The 13,786-nt window shown below is 68.1% G+C and carries 10 protein-coding genes and 2 pseudogenes; 6 read left to right on the top strand and 6 right to left on the bottom strand.

The features are described 5' to 3' along the window. Positions 1–53: 53 nt before the first annotated feature. Both ACILR9_RS26585 and ACILR9_RS26580 read left to right on the top strand, forming a co-directional pair. The gene (locus ACILR9_RS26585; protein WP_395712994.1) at positions 54–791 is read left to right on the top strand and encodes a DUF1194 domain-containing protein; all 738 of its coding nucleotides are present in this window, start codon (positions 54–56) and stop codon (positions 789–791) included. A gap of 97 nt (positions 792–888) precedes the next feature. Continuing rightward, a complete protein-coding gene (locus ACILR9_RS26580; RefSeq protein ID WP_395712993.1) occupies positions 889–1,296 on the top strand; it encodes a hypothetical protein in 408 nt (135 codons plus the stop codon). Positions 1,297–1,365: 69 nt separating this feature from the next. Here ACILR9_RS26580 and ACILR9_RS26575 read toward each other — a convergent pair. The 4 genes and pseudogenes from ACILR9_RS26575 to grrA form a co-directional block, all read right to left on the bottom strand. Next, a pseudogene (locus tag ACILR9_RS26575) lies at positions 1,366–1,551 on the bottom strand (IS1 family transposase); the annotation flags it as partial. 672 nt (positions 1,552–2,223) lie between these two features. Next, positions 2,224–3,696 carry a bifunctional 3-(3-hydroxy-phenyl)propionate/3-hydroxycinnamic acid hydroxylase gene (locus tag ACILR9_RS26570; protein ID WP_395712992.1) on the bottom strand — a complete coding sequence of 491 codons (1,473 nt, stop codon included), beginning with the start codon at positions 3,694–3,696 and terminating at the stop codon, positions 2,224–2,226. Between the two features lie 275 nt (positions 3,697–3,971). Further along, a complete protein-coding gene (locus tag ACILR9_RS26565) occupies positions 3,972–6,308 on the bottom strand; it encodes a xanthine dehydrogenase family protein molybdopterin-binding subunit (protein WP_395712991.1) in 2,337 nt (778 codons plus the stop codon). 199 nt (positions 6,309–6,507) lie between these two features. Then, positions 6,508–6,942 (bottom strand): GrrA/OscA1 family cyclophane-containing rSAM-modified RiPP, encoded by a 435-nt coding sequence (gene grrA, locus ACILR9_RS26560; protein WP_395712990.1) that lies wholly within the window; start codon positions 6,940–6,942, stop codon positions 6,508–6,510. A gap of 360 nt (positions 6,943–7,302) precedes the next feature. Between grrA and ACILR9_RS26555 the strand changes: the two genes are divergently transcribed. After that, positions 7,303–8,553 carry an acyl-CoA dehydrogenase family protein gene (locus ACILR9_RS26555; protein WP_395712989.1) on the top strand — a complete coding sequence of 417 codons (1,251 nt, stop codon included), beginning with the start codon at positions 7,303–7,305 and terminating at the stop codon, positions 8,551–8,553. A gap of 203 nt (positions 8,554–8,756) precedes the next feature. On the opposite strand, the gene ACILR9_RS26550 is transcribed toward ACILR9_RS26555, so the two are convergent. Then, positions 8,757–9,671, bottom strand: a complete 915-nt coding sequence (locus tag ACILR9_RS26550) for a metal-dependent phosphohydrolase (protein ID WP_395712988.1) — start codon at positions 9,669–9,671, stop codon at positions 8,757–8,759. Between the two features lie 253 nt (positions 9,672–9,924). On the opposite strand from ACILR9_RS26550, the gene ACILR9_RS26545 reads away from it, so the two are divergent. The 3 genes from ACILR9_RS26545 to ACILR9_RS26535 all read left to right on the top strand — a co-directional run bounded on the left by ACILR9_RS26545 (position 9,925) and on the right by ACILR9_RS26535 (position 13,316). Continuing rightward, positions 9,925–11,622 carry a hydantoinase B/oxoprolinase family protein gene (locus tag ACILR9_RS26545; protein ID WP_395712987.1) on the top strand — a complete coding sequence of 566 codons (1,698 nt, stop codon included), beginning with the start codon at positions 9,925–9,927 and terminating at the stop codon, positions 11,620–11,622. A gap of 150 nt (positions 11,623–11,772) precedes the next feature. Beyond that, positions 11,773–12,303 (top strand): hypothetical protein, encoded by a 531-nt coding sequence (locus ACILR9_RS26540; protein WP_395712986.1) that lies wholly within the window; start codon positions 11,773–11,775, stop codon positions 12,301–12,303. Then, positions 12,300–13,316, top strand: a complete 1,017-nt coding sequence (locus ACILR9_RS26535) for an asparaginase (RefSeq protein ID WP_395712985.1) — start codon at positions 12,300–12,302, stop codon at positions 13,314–13,316. The genes ACILR9_RS26540 and ACILR9_RS26535 overlap by 4 nt, the downstream gene beginning before the upstream one ends. 60 nt (positions 13,317–13,376) lie before the next feature. Here the strand turns inward: ACILR9_RS26535 and ACILR9_RS26530 are convergent. Beyond that, positions 13,377–13,700, bottom strand: a pseudogene (locus tag ACILR9_RS26530) (DUF983 domain-containing protein); the annotation flags it as partial. Positions 13,701–13,786 lie beyond the last annotated feature (86 nt).

Below are 13,786 nucleotides of genomic sequence, written 5' to 3'. Positions count from 1 at the left end.
CCGGGCTGTTCCGGGCCGTCGAGCCTGCCTGCGGGCGATAGGGGACGGGTGTGATGAGAAGGCGAGTTGCGCTGCTTGGTCTTGCGTTGGCGCTCCTCGCGCCGGCGGCGGTGCGGGCGGCCGACGCGGTCGACATGCTGCTGGTCCTCGCCGCCGACGTCTCGCGCAGCGTGACCGAGCCCAAGTTCAAGCTGCAGCGCGAGGGCGCGGCCGCCGCCATCAGCCATCCCGACGTCGTCCGCGCGATGACGTCGGGGCCGAACCGGCGCATCGCCGTCTGCTTCATCGAATGGGCGACGGCGGGGATGCAGAACATCGTCATCGACTGGACGGTTATCGGCGACGGCGTGTCGGCGCGCAGCTTCGGCGACCGCCTGGTCGAGGCGCCGCGCTCGTTCGCCGGCAGCACCTCGATCAGCGGCGCCATCGATTTCTCGGTGAGCCGTCTGGAGCAGGCGCCCTTCAGGTCGGAGAAGCGCGTCATCGACATCTCCGGCGACGGCAACAACAATTCCGGGCGCCCGGTCACCGCGGCGCGCGACGACGCGCTCGCCAAGGGAATCACCATCAACGCCCTGGTGATCCTGACGCCGCCGGAAGAGTCATTCCGCCCGGAGCACACCAACCCGCCGGGCGGCCTGGAAAAGTACTTCAAGGACAACGTTATCGGCGGCGACGGCTCGTTCACGCTGGTCGCCCAGGGCCACGAGTCGTTCGGCCGCGTGCTGACCAAGAAGCTGATCCAGGAGGTCGCCCACGCGCCCGGCCCGGAGATCGCGGTCGCGCAGTAGGAGCCTCGGGTAGTGGTACGTTTGAAAAATCCGCCGCCATCCTTGACGCACGGCTAGAGAAGCAGAAAACTTGGAACTGCAACCAGGGGAGGCGGCAATGAGGCTGGGACTGTTTCTCGCGACTGTGATCGGGCTGGCGGGCGCTTCTCATGTCTCCAGCGCGGCAGACGCGTCGTGGCCTGCCGTTGGCGCATTGGAGAGTGGCATGTCGACGTCGTGCGGCGGCGGCACGGTGAGTACCGGGCCGGAATGGACCGCCGCTGCCCGTGGGCAGGTCGACATCAAGGGGAACACGCTCACTTTTAAAAGTACGAGCGCAATTCCGAACCATTCATTCACCGTCGATTTGAGTGCGTTGAATCCCGATGGTTCCGGAAAAGTTGTCGGCATCGACAAGAATAACAGAGAGTTCTACCTGACGTTCGATCCGGGCAGCGGAGCCCGCACATTCCATATGACCTATCGCCTTAAGGCTTGCCGGCGCGTCTATACGCCCACGACATAGGGCGGGCTCGGCCCCCTACTGAGCAGCCTCCCAGTCTTCCAGCGCCTTCACCATATCGGCCATCTCTCATCGTTTGGGCGTGACGCCAGCGGCCATGGCGGGCGTCATCTTCAGCGTCTTGTGAATGCGCACGAAATTGTAGTGCATGAAGTAGATCGCCATCATGTGGTTGTGGTTCGCGGCCTTCTTGCTGAAGGCGTCCGTCAACCTCGTCATGCGCCGGTTGCCCATGCGGATGTTGAGGTTCTGGCGCTCGCAGCAGGCAACCGCCTGAGACGAGCGGCCCCTTTGTCCACTATCATGTTGTCATGATGATTGGCCGGTCTCCCTCCAAATCCGCCAAGGACGAGCAATAAATGGCAAAACCAATAACGAAATGGATAAGAAGCACGCTCGCCTCGCTTGCAATGGTTGGCGTGCTCGCTGGCTGCGCCAACATGCCCGGTGCGGACGGCAGGTACGCGACGAACGATCGCGGCCGGAGTAACAGTCGCGCAGAGGCTCCTGTCTCCCCGGCGATCAATCCAACGGTCGGGATCGGGCGGGAAGAACAGCCAAACGGCTGACGTGGCCAACCGAAGCATTGCGGTCCGTGGAAGAGCCCTGAGCGGGGGGCTTGCTGGGGCAGGGCATTCACACATGGGCGCTCTCTCATTTCCTCCCCAACTCCGTTGGGGAGGTGTCGCCGTCTTCGGCGACGGAGGGGTCATGAGCCCCAGTCCCGCTGCTCATGACCCCGCCGCCCCGTATGACGGGGCACCTCCTATGAAAATCGGGGCGGGCACCGCCCCGATTTTCTCAGCATCGTGGTGCGCGCCGGCGTGCTGGGGGTCTCCCCAGCAACGCTGGGGAGGAGGCTGAAAGGCGCGCCCATATGCGAATGCCCTGAGCGGGCGGGTGCGCACCGCCGCTACACCCGGGCTTCTTTCACGGCGCCGCGGAGTGCGCGCTGGAGGCTTTCCGATCAGGGAAGGAGACTGAATACGGCAGTGCCGTGACTGCCGCCTGGAGCTCTTCGCGGTCTCTTGCCACAGCGAGAACGTAGCGGTCGGGCCGCAGGATGGCGGCGCGGACCTCGTGCTCGGCCAGCCAGTCGGTCCCGACGCCCGGGAGCACGACCATGTTCGTCGCGAGGCCATCCACCAGCGAATCATCGCCGACGACGGCGAAGCGCTGGCCGATCGCCTCGTCCATCAGCCTGCCATCGGCGAGCCTTGGTTGTGGGAAGATCGTGCCGACCGGCGGCGGCGCGTCGAGGCGGCATCCCGGGCCGAGCTGGGGACGCGGGAAATCGAAGAGTTCCGGCCGTTTGGCGAAGCGGCGCTCGCGATCGGCGACCGTCTCTGAATCGGTCGCCTGGATGACGTTGCCGAGGCGCACGGCGAGCTCGATGAAGGCGCGGACGTGCGGCAGGCGCTCGCTTTCGTAACTGTCGAGCAGACTGTCCGGCGCCTCGCCGCGCAGCACGGCGGCGAGCTTCCGGGAGAGGTTGGCGGCATCGCGCATGCCGGCGCACATGCCCTGGCCGAGGAATGGCGGGGTCTGGTGGCAGGCATCGCCGGCCAGCAGCAGCCGGCCGCGCCGCCAGCCCTCCTGGACCAGAGAATGGAAGATGTAGACGGCGGAGCGCTCGATGCGTGCTTCCTCTGGGCCGAGCCAGCGCGCGATCATCGGCCAGAACGTTTGCGGCTCGACCATGCGCTCCGGATCGTCGCCGGGCATCAGCATGATCTCCCAGCGCCGCCGGCGTTGTCCTTCGGGGCCGCCGACATTGACCAGGGTCATCGGTCGCTTGGGATCGCAGAACTGCAAGGTATGGCGCGGCAGCGCCTGGAAGCGCGGGCTTTCGGGATCGCACAGCAGGTCGACCACCAGCCAGTGCCGGTGCAGGCCGAGATCGACCTGCCGGCTGCCGATCGCGTGGCGCACCAGGGATCGCGCGCCGTCGCAGCCGACGACGAAGCGCGCATCGAGGTCGTCGACCGATTTCACCTCGTGGCCGAGATGGACGCGCACGTTGGCGAAGCGCCTCAGCCCCTCGCGCAGGATGCCTTCGAGCATCGGCTGATAAAAATACCAGCTGCCGGCCCAGCCGTGCGGGCCCGGCCCGTCGATGCCCTTGCGGATCAGCAGGGTGCGGCCCGACGGGTCCTCGTAGCGCACGCCGTGGGCGCTCGGCGTCGATGTCTCGGCGATACGCTCGGCCAGGCCCGCCGCCTGGAAGATGCGCATCACCTCGCCGTCGAAATGCACCGCGCGCGGCAGCGGATAGACGTCGCGCTCGCGGTCGTGGATGTCGACCGAGAGCCCCTCGCGGCCGAGCAGGTTGGCGAGCAGCGCGCCGACCGGCCCGCAGCCGACGATGGCAACGTCGGCTCGTTTGGTGCCGTCTCCGCTCATGCATTCTCCTCCCCGGCTTGGCTAGGGAGGTGTCGGTGCCTGCGGCGACGGAGGGGCCATGTTCATGTGCTGGGAGCGCGCCACTCCTGTGGCGCTCTTCTTCTTGATCACACATCCTATGGGCGCCACAGGAGTGGCGCGCTCCCAGCCATGACCCCTCCGTCCGCGAAGAAGCGGACACCTCCCCAGCGAAGCTGTCGAGGACAATAACATGAGCGCCACGTCGGCGGAGGCTTCTCCGCCACCAGGGCGTGCCCTCCGCGACCGGGTCCGGGTCACCCCTGCAGCGCTTCCCACACTCGCTGCGGCGTCGCCGGCATGTCGATGTGGCGGCCGCCCAGCGCGTCTGAGATGGCGTTCATCACCGAGGGCAGCGAGCCGGCGCAGCCGGCCTCGCCGCAGCCCTTGGCGCCCAGCACGTTGGTCTTGGCCGGCACCGAATGGAACGCCATGGCAAAGGACGGCGCATCCGACGCGCGCGGCAGGGCGTAGTCGGTAAAGCTGCCGGACAGCAGCTGGCCGTCCTCGCTGTAGACCACGCGCTCGAACAGCGCCTGGCCGATTCCCTGCACGACGCCGCCATGGCTCTGGCCTGCCACCAGCAGCGGATTGATGACCGTCCCGAAATCGTTGACCATCGTGTACTTCACGACCTCGACGCTTCCAGTCTCGGGATCGATCTCGACCTCGGCGACATGAGCGCCGTTGGGGAAGGCCGAGGGCGCCGCCTCGTGCACGTGGCTGACGTCGAGCGAGTCGGGCACGCCCTGGGGCAGCTCGAGGCCGCCGCGCAGGCGCTCGGCCAGATCCATGATGCCGATGCCGCGGTCGGTGCCGACGATCGCGAAGCGTCCGGCCTTGAACTCGATATCGGCGGCCGACGCCTCGAGCACCGCGCCGGCGATCTGCCTGCCCTTGTCGATCACCTTGTCGGAGGCTTCGACGATCGCCGCACCGCTCGCCATGATCGATTTCGATCCGCCGGTGCCGCCGCCGGCAATCAGGAGGTCGCTGTCGCCCTGGACGAGCTTGATGCGCTCGAACGGCACGCCGAGCTTCTCGGTCAGCACCTGGGCGAACGCCGACCAGTGGCCCTGGCCGTAGTCGAGCGTGCCGGTGATGATGGTGACGTCGCCGTTGGGCTCGAAGCGCAGTCCGCCCATCTCCTTCATCGGCGGCGCCGTCACCTCGAGATAGTCGCCGATGCCGATGCCGCGCAGCTTGCCGCGCTTCGCGCTCTCGGCCTTGCGCGCGGCGAAGCCCGCGACGTCGGCGAACCTCACCGCCTTGTCGAGCAGGGCGGTGAACTCGCCGCTGTCGTAGGTCGTGCCCGACGCGGTCTTGTAGGGCATCTCGTCCGGGCGGATGTGGTTGCGGCGGCGCAGCTCGAGGCTGTCGAGACCCATCTCGCGCGCCGCGGTGTCGATCAGGCGCTCCATGAAATAATTGGCCTCGGGGCGTCCGGCGCCGCGATAGGCGCCGACCGGCGAGGTGTGGGTGAACATCACCTTGGTGGCGACCTCGATCAGCGGTGTGCGGTAGATCGCGGCGAGATTGCGCGTGACGCCCATCGAGCCCATCAGCGGCCCGACATTGGCGAGGTACGCGCCGACATTGGCATAGCCGGCGAGGCGCACGGCGAGGATGTTGCCCTGCTTGTCGAGCGCCAGCTCGCCGTCGAAATCGTGGTCGCGGCCGTGCTGGTCGCTCAGGAAGCTGCCGCTGCGCTCGTCGGTCCACTTGACCGGGCGGCCGAGCAGCCTGGAGGCATGGAACAGGCCGGCATATTCGGGATAGGGCGAGCCTTTCATGCCGAACGAGCCGCCGACATTGCCGGTCAGCACGCGCATCTGGTCGGGCTTGATCCTCAACAGATCCGCCATCTGGTGCTTGAGGCCGAACACGCCCTGGCTGCCGGCGTGAAGCGTGTAGCGATCGCTCGCCGCGTCGTAGTGGCCGATCGCCGAGCGCGGCTCCATGGCGCAGACGACGATGCGATTGCTGACCAGCCTGAGCCGCGTCACGTGCGCGGCCTTGGCGAAGGCTTCCGCCACCTTGGCCGTGTCGCCGTAATGGTAGTCGACGCAGATGTTGCCGGGCGCGTCGTCGAACACGATCGGCGCGCCGGGCTTGGCCGCTTCGCGCGAATCGGTCACTGCCGGCAGGCTGTCGATGTCGACCGTCACGGCTTCGGCCGCATCCTTGGCCTGGGCGAGAGTCTCGGCGACGACGAACGCCACCGGGTCGCCGACGAAGCGCACCTTGCCGGTCGCCAGCGACTGGCGCACCGGCATCTTCATCTGGCTGCCGTCACGGTTCGGCACCGGGATCATGGTCTTGAGCGGGCCGTAGCCGGCGGCGTCGAGATCGGCGCCGGTCCACACGCCCAGCACACCCGGCATGCCGCGCGCCTCCTCGATGTCGATGCCGCTGATCGTGCCGTGTGCGACCTGGCTGCGGACCATCACGCAATGGGCCTGGTTGGGCAGGTTGAGATCGTCGGTATAGCGGCCCTGACCGCGCAGCAGGGTCGGATCCTCCTGGCGCGGCACCGGCTGGCCGATACCGAATTTGAGCGAATTTAGAGCGTCAGCCTCGAACGGCGCGTTCATGGGAATCCATCGGAATTGGGGGGAGTTGCCTTCATTATAGCCCACTCCAGCAGAAGCTGTGCCAGCTTCGGCGGCCTGTCAGGCCGACAACGATACTGTCATCCCGAGCCTGACCAGGGACCTCTCCTTGCTCGACAGTACGATCGTAGATGAGGCCTGAAGGCGTCGCTCCGCCCTGCCGGTCGCCTGGCGGCCGTTGCTACCAGTTGCGCCAGCCGTTGTGCCAGCCGGGGCTGCCCACCAGCGGGCTCAGAATGGCGCCGACCAGGCCGCCGTTGCCCCAGCCGCCATTGTGCCAGCCGCCGTTGCCCCAACCGCCGTTGTGCCAGCCACCGTTGTGCCAGCCACCGTTGTGCCAGCCACCGTTGTGCCAGCCATTGCCCCACCAGGCGAGCTTGGTCTCGGGGTCGACGGCCACGTAAGGCTCCGACTTCTGGGCGTCTTGCGTCCAGGCTTCCGACACGGAGTCGCGGATCGCCTCGAGGCGGGCGGCGACCGATTGCGATTCGGAGGGCGAGGCGGCAGGCGACGTCGAGGCAGCCGCGTCCGCCGCGGCGAGGCCGATGGAAAGTCCGGTTGCCCCCGTCTGGAGCAGGGCGGCCAAGGCCTGAATCGAGCGCCGGTTGCTGGACATGACCGTCAATCTCCTCCGAGAAAACTCAGTCAAACGACATGCGCGAAAGCGCCTCATTAGCACATGGGTTTCAGCTCGCGGCCAGCAAAAAAGCTCCGCCTGTTTGGACCGAGGGCATCCCTGCCGGGGCCGCGCTACCGCGACGCCGTTCATGGGATCTGTGATCGACGAGATGAGCGCCACGTCAGGCGGAGGTTACTCCGCCTGACGTGGCGTGCTCGCTGCGGAAGGGTGGCGCAACGAGAAGCCCGCCGGTCCCCCGGGCGCGGTCTCGTATGGCGGCTGAGTCTGTCGGTCGGGCTGGCGTTGGTCGGCGACCCTGACCGACACTCGCAGGCCCGACCATCGAGGAAAGTCAACGTGCCTGCCATAGCCTGGGATCTGCCCGACGACATCCGCGCCGTGCGCGAAGGATTGATCGATTTCGCCCGCAAGGAAGTGCTGCCGCGCCACGAGGCGCATCGGGCGCTGTTCGAGGATCCGCGCCGCCTCTATCGCGAGGATGGCCGCTTCTCCGACGCCTTGAAGGGATTGATCGGCGAGGTGCGCCGCGCCGCGGCCGGCGCCGGCTACTACAACATGTGCGTGCCCGAGCAGCTGGGCGGCGGCGGGCTCGGGCATCTTGCCTACTATGCCGGCTGGGAGGCGTTGTTCCACCTCTGCGGACCGCACAACTGGCTGATGCTCTACGTCATCAGCCACTGGGCCTTCGGGCCGAGCCGGCTGCTCGAGAAGGTGACGCCCGCGGCGCGTGAACGAATCCTGGGACCGATGATGGCGGGCGAGGCGTCGATGTGCTTCGGCCTGTCCGAGCCCGGTGCAGGCTCGGATGCCGCCGCCCTGGCAACGCGCGCGGTGAAGGACGGCGACGGCTGGCGCCTGACGGGACGCAAGATCTGGACGTCCAACGCGCCGGTCGCCGACTACTGCATCGTCTTCGCCAAGACCGACGCCGAGGGGGCCGATCCTGAGCGCGCGGCGGCGCGCCGCGGCGGCATCAGCGCCTTCCTCGTGCCGACCGCCTCTCCCGGTTTCGAGGTTCAGCGCGTCATCAAGCTGTTCGGCCATATCGGCGGCGACGAAGCCGAGCTCAGGCTCGAGGACGTGCGCGTCGAGCCGTGGCAGCTCGTGGGCGAGCTGCATCAGGGTTTTGCCGCGGCGCTGTACGGCGTCTCGCTCGGCCGCATCTACAATTCGGCGCGTGCCGTCGGCTACGGCCGCTGGGCGCTCGAGCTGGCGCTCGACTACGCCAAGACGCGCAAGGCGTTCGACCGTCCGATCGCCGACTATCAGGGCGTCACCTTCCCGCTGGCCGAGAGCGCCACCGAGCTGCACGCCGCTCACCTGATGGGGCTGAACGCCGCCACGCTGCTCGACCAGGGACATCCGGCAGTCAAGGAGCTGTCGATGGCCAAGGCCTACTCGGTGCAGGTGGGCTACCGCGCCGTCGACCGCGCCATGCAGACACACGGCGCGATGGGCTTCACCAACGAGGTCGGCCTGCATCATGCCTGGCATTCGCTGCGCATCGTCAACGTCGCCGACGGCACCAACGAGATCCTCAACCGCTCGATCGTCCAGCGCCTGCTCAAGGGCGACACGGAGGTGTGAGAGCGGAAGACGCTTTCTTTTTTCCTCCCCAGCTTGGCTGGGGAGGTGTCGCGACGTTCTCATCCTCCTCCCCAGCTTCGCTGGGGAGGTGTCTCGGTAATCCGAGACGGAGGGGTCAGGAGCCTCAGTGGGGCTTTCGACCCCTCCGTCCGCGATTACGCGGACACCTCCCCAGCGAAGCTGGGGAGGAGGGATAGAGCACATCACCCCGAGCGCGCTGCCTCCTTGCGGATATCGCGCAGGGCGATGACGGCGTCCTCGCTTGGCGGTCGCGCCGCATTCGGGCCCATGGCGCGGCGGCCATGCTCGATGACGCAGACATGGGCATAGAGGTTGGCGAGCCACGACCTTCCTTCGGCCGTCATGTTGAGGGCGTGAACAGCCTCGCCCAGGAAAGGCTCGACCTTGGACCAGAAGAACTGCGGATAGTGATCCGCCGTATCGGCCGGCGTGGTGTAGCCCAGCATGCGGTTGACCCCGATCTCCTGGAATTCGTGGAACAGGGCGTTGAGCTTCTTGGGGTACAGCGGGTCGCCCAGCTGGCCGATCAGGTCGGCTGCACGCACGAACGCCGCCTCGGTGTCGGTGGCGGCATGGTCGGCGCCGTCGGGCACCGGGAAGCGAGTCAATTCGATGTTGAGCGCCAGACGGTCGGGGTCGATCAGCGGATTGTGGATGAAGCGCTCGCGGACGAAGATCTTGCCGCGGTCGACGTGCCACGGGGCGAGGGCTGCATCCGACGCGCCGCGCGGCAGCTCGATCATCTCGCCCCTGGCGTTGACGACGAAGCGGTAGTCGGTATCGGCCCGGCAGACGCCGCGCAGGTAGCCGATGTCGTGCGTCAACGCTGCCAGGATCACGTGCAGCCACATCTCGGGCGGCACGTCGGTGCGCATGCGCCGGCCGCGCAGGATGTCCTGCGCCACCAGCGTCACCAGGGCGGTGTGCTCGGCCGTGTGATAGAGCGCATCGCTGAGCGACAGTCTCTCGATCACCAACCGCGCCGCCTCGCCGATCAGCTCGGCATAGGGTGGCGCAGCCTTGCCGTAGCTGCGCCTGAACGTCTCCATGAGACGGTCGGCCAGTGCATCCGCAAGCAGCGAGGAGGTGTGAAGCATGAGATCATCGTCACTATGAGCCGATCGTGACGGCAGCGCTACTCCTCCTCGCCCGGCCAATGGCTCGCTTGCCGTTCACTGGTCGACGAAGCGCACGCGACCAAGGTTTTCACGGCGCCGCAAGGCCGGTCGACCGAGGACGACCGGGCCGGTCGATTTGGTCGCCCGTGCTATGGACCCTGACCGGCGCGGAAGCGATGCCTCGACAAGGCCGCGCATGGCGTTGGCTGCGAGGGATGGGCTACAGTGGCGCATGTCGACTCTCGATCCCGTCACGCTGACGGTCATCCAGAACGGCCTGGTCCAGGTCTGCAACGAGATGGACCTGGCGTTCGTACGCGCCGCCTTCTCGCCGGTGATCTCCGAGGGCATGGACCGCTCCGACGGCATCTACGACGCCGTCGACGGCGCGCTGATCGCCCAGGGCGAGCTCGGCCTGCCGGTGTTCGTCGGCACCATGCAGTTCTCGACCCGCGCCGTGATCGAGCGGGTCAAGACGCACTATGCCGGCCGCGTCGACCCGGGCGACGTGTTCATCGTCAACGATCCCTATCTCGGCGGCACGCACCTGATGGACGTGCGGTTCGTCAAGCCGTTCTTCTACAAGGACGAGCTGTTCGCCTGGCTGGCCAACACCGGCCACTGGCCCGACGTCGGCGGCATGGTGCCGGGCGGCTTCTCGGCCAGCGCCACCGAGGTCGAGCAGGAGGGCCTGCGCCTGCCGCCGGTGAAGTTCTGGAAGAAGGGCGAGATGGACCAGGAGATCCTGGCCATCATCCTGAGCAACATCCGCATCGCCGACCAGCGGATCGGCGACATCAAGGCCCAGGCCGCCGCGCTCGCCACGGGCGAGCAGCGCCTGACGGCGCTGATCGACCGCTACGGCGCCGCGACGGTGCGCCGGGCGATTGCCGAGATGCGCCATCGCGCCGAGCGCCAGATGCGCGCGCGCATCGCCGCCATCCCCGACGGCACCTACGAGGGCGCCTCGCAGGTCGACAGCGACGGCGTGGTCGACGAGCCGCTCACCATCCGCATGAAGATCGTCAAGAAGGGCGAGGATCTCACCTTCGACATGACCGGCTCCAGCCCGCCTTGCCGCGGGCCGATGAACAGCGTCATCGCCACCACCAAGTCGGCGATCTATCTCGCGGTGAAGCACATCTTCCCCGAGGTGCCGATCAATTCGGGGACGTTCGAGCCGCTGCACATCGTCGAGCCCGAGGGCACGTTCCTCTACGCCAGGTATCCGCGGCCGGTGTCGGGCTGCGCCGCCGAGGTGAGCCAGCGCATCGCCGAGGCGGTGTTCGCCGCGCTCACCACGGCGATCCCCGACCTGCTGTTCGCCGCCCCGGCCGGCACGTCGGGCAATCTCGGCGTCGGCGGCTACGATCCCGAGCGCGGCCGCAACTACATCATGTATCTGTTCACCGGCGGCGGTTACGGCGGATTCCAGGGCGGCGACGGCCTGTCCAACGGGTGCTCGACCATCGGCATCTCCAAGATGCCGCCGGTCGAGGTGCTCGAGCAGTTCTTCCCGGTGCTGTTCGAGGAGTTCTCGCTGCACGAAGGCTCGGGCGGTGCCGGCCAGTTCCGCGGCGGCTTCGGCATCAACTACGCGATCCGCCTGCGCCGCGGCGAGGCGCGCGTGTCGATGGTGATGGATCACGGCCGCAGCGGCCCGCAGGGCGTGCTGGGCGGTCGCGACGGCGGCGTCAACCGCGTCGCGATCGACCGCGGCGGCACGACCTATACGCCGCCGCATCTGTCGAAGGACCAGGACATCCGCATCGGCGTTGGCGACGTCGTGCGGGTGTCGACGCCCGGCGGCGGCGGCTTCGGCGACCCGGCCCGCCGCGATCCCGCCGCCGTCGCGCGCGATGTGGCGCGCGGTTACTACAGCGACGCCGAGGCGCGCGAGAAATTCGGCAAGCGGCTGGCGGCGGAATGAGCGAACATGATTCTTCTCCTCCCCAGCTCTGCTGGGGAGGTGTCGCCGTCATACGGCGACGGAGGGGTCATGAGCAACGTGACTGTGGCCCTTGACCCCTCCGTCCGCGATTACGCGGACACCTCCCCAGCGAAGCTGGGGAGGAGGGATTTGGGCCGCCGCCTGCTCCTCGCAGCATCGCTCGCCCTCGTCGCCAGTAGCAACGCCCGCGCCCAGATCCAGAAGCCGGCGTGGATGGTCGTGCAGGGGGCCGACGGGTCGTTCTCCGTCGATATGCCGGGGCAGCCGCTCTACAAGCAGCTCGACACGACATCGCCCGGCGGCACGGCGTTCGTCCTGCATTCCTACAGCCTGGAATTCCGCCGCCTCTCCTTCGTCGCGCAGACCGCGCTTTATCCGGCCGACATCGATGTGCGCGTGCCCAAGGCCAACCTGCAGGCGGTGCTCGACGATCGGGCGCGGCGGCTCGACGGCGGGCGCTGGAGCCGCCTCGACTGGCGCGACGTGCAGGGCGCGCCGGCCGCCGAGTCCGTCGGCCCGGTCGTGGGCGGCAGCGTGCTGCGCCAGCTCGTGGTGCTGAAGGGCCGCCGCTTCGTGTCGCTCGCCTATCTCGCACCGGCCGACGCGCTGCGCACGCCCGAGGCCGATCGCTTCTTCAAGTCCTTCAGGTTGGGGCCATGAGCAAACCGCGTATTCACATCCTGGCACTCGGCGGCACCATCGCCACGCGGCCCGATGCATCGGGCGCCATGCAGATGGGGCTGGGCGCCGACGATCTGGTGGCCGCCGTGCCGCGCCTCGGCGGGCTGGCCGAGATCGCCGCCGAGACGGTGTCGCGCGTCGGCAGCCATTCGCTCTCCTTCGACCAGATCCACGCGCTCGCCGCGAAGATCAGGTCGCTGAAGGTCGACGGCGTGGTGGTGACGCAGGGCACCGACACGCTGGAGGAGACGGGCTTCCTGCTCGACCTGCTGCTCGATCTCGACATTCCGGTGATCGTGACGGCGGCGATGCGCAATCCCGCGCTGACCTCGCCCGACGGGCCGGGCAACCTGCTGGCCGCCGTGCGCGTCGCCTGCGATCCCTGGATGCGCCGACATGCCCGCGCGCTCGGCGTCCTGGCGGTGATGCTGGACGAGGTCCATGCCGTCGCCGACGTGCTGAAGGCCCATCCGACCCGGCTCAATGCCTTCGTCTCGCCGCAGACCGGGCCGCTGGCGGCGCTGGTCGAGGATCGCGTGGTGCCGATGAGCCTGCCGGTGCGCGATGCCATCGCCGCGGCGCGGCCACGCCTGGCGTCGCTGTCCGCCGAGGCCCAACCGGTCGCCCTGTTCTGGACATCGCTCGACGAGCCCGGGAGGGTGCTCGAGGCGCTGATCGAGGCGCCGGACCATCTCGGCTATCGCGGCGTCGTGCTGGGCGCCATGGGCGGCGGCCATCTGCCCGAGCGCATGACCGGGACGGCCACGCGCTTGGCCGGCATCCTGCCGACCGTCGTGTCGCCGCGCGCCGGCGGCGGGCCGATGCTACGCCAGACCTACGGCGGTGCGAGCTCGGAGATCGCCTTGCGCGAGGCCGGCCTGATCTGGGGCGGCCGCCTGCATCCGCTGAAGGCGCGTGTGCTGCTCGAGACGTGCCTGCGCGCTCGCCTCGACCGTGCTGCCATCGGCGAGATCTTCGACGGCTGGGGCTGACACCTCGCGCGCCTGCTTCGCCGCGGCGAAGCCGTGCATGCCCATCAGCCATTGCATGGCGACGATCGTGCCCTTGATCGGCTGCAGCAGGCCGAGCGCCAGGCCCAGGATGACGGGCAGCCAGATCATCGCGTGCACCCCGTAGCTCGGCGTGTAGGCGAGCTCGACATAGAGCGTCAGCGGCACGACGATGTGTCCGACGATGACGATCGTCAGGTAGGCCGGGAAATCGTCGGCGCGGTGATGGTAGAGCGCTTCGCCGCACTGTGGGCAGCGATCGACCACCTTGGTGAAGGCTCGGAACAGCCGGCCCTCGCCGCACGCCGGGCAGCGGCCGCGCAGGCCGCGCAGCAGGTAGAGGCTTGCTTTCTCGGGCTGGGACATTGTCGGCTGCTCCTTCTCCAAACTCCTCCCCAGCGGAGCTGGGGAGGTGTCGCCGTCTTACGGCGACGGAGGGGTCATGGGCACCA

Origin of the sequence: Reyranella sp., assembly GCF_044224635.1 — a bacterium.
In the GTDB taxonomy this organism is placed as follows: domain Bacteria; phylum Pseudomonadota; class Alphaproteobacteria; order Reyranellales; family Reyranellaceae; genus Reyranella.
The sequence above is the reverse complement of the archived record's forward strand: the minus strand, read 5'-3'. Positions and strand labels throughout refer to the sequence as shown.

Excerpts from the sequence above, each read along its gene's own strand:
- ACILR9_RS26585 (WP_395712994.1), top strand. The coding sequence starts at position 54 with ATGAGAAGGCGAGTTGCGCTGCTTGGTCTTGCGTTGGCGCTCCTCGCG.
- ACILR9_RS26580 (WP_395712993.1), top strand. The coding sequence starts at position 889 with ATGAGGCTGGGACTGTTTCTCGCGACTGTGATCGGGCTGGCGGGCGCT.
- ACILR9_RS26570 (WP_395712992.1), bottom strand. The coding sequence starts at position 3,696 with ATGAGCGGAGACGGCACCAAACGAGCCGACGTTGCCATCGTCGGCTGC.
- ACILR9_RS26565 (WP_395712991.1), bottom strand. The coding sequence starts at position 6,308 with ATGAACGCGCCGTTCGAGGCTGACGCTCTAAATTCGCTCAAATTCGGT.
- grrA (WP_395712990.1), bottom strand. The coding sequence starts at position 6,942 with ATGTCCAGCAACCGGCGCTCGATTCAGGCCTTGGCCGCCCTGCTCCAG.
- ACILR9_RS26550 (WP_395712988.1), bottom strand. The coding sequence starts at position 9,671 with ATGCTTCACACCTCCTCGCTGCTTGCGGATGCACTGGCCGACCGTCTC.
- ACILR9_RS26545 (WP_395712987.1), top strand. The coding sequence starts at position 9,925 with ATGTCGACTCTCGATCCCGTCACGCTGACGGTCATCCAGAACGGCCTG.
- ACILR9_RS26535 (WP_395712985.1), top strand. The coding sequence starts at position 12,300 with ATGAGCAAACCGCGTATTCACATCCTGGCACTCGGCGGCACCATCGCC.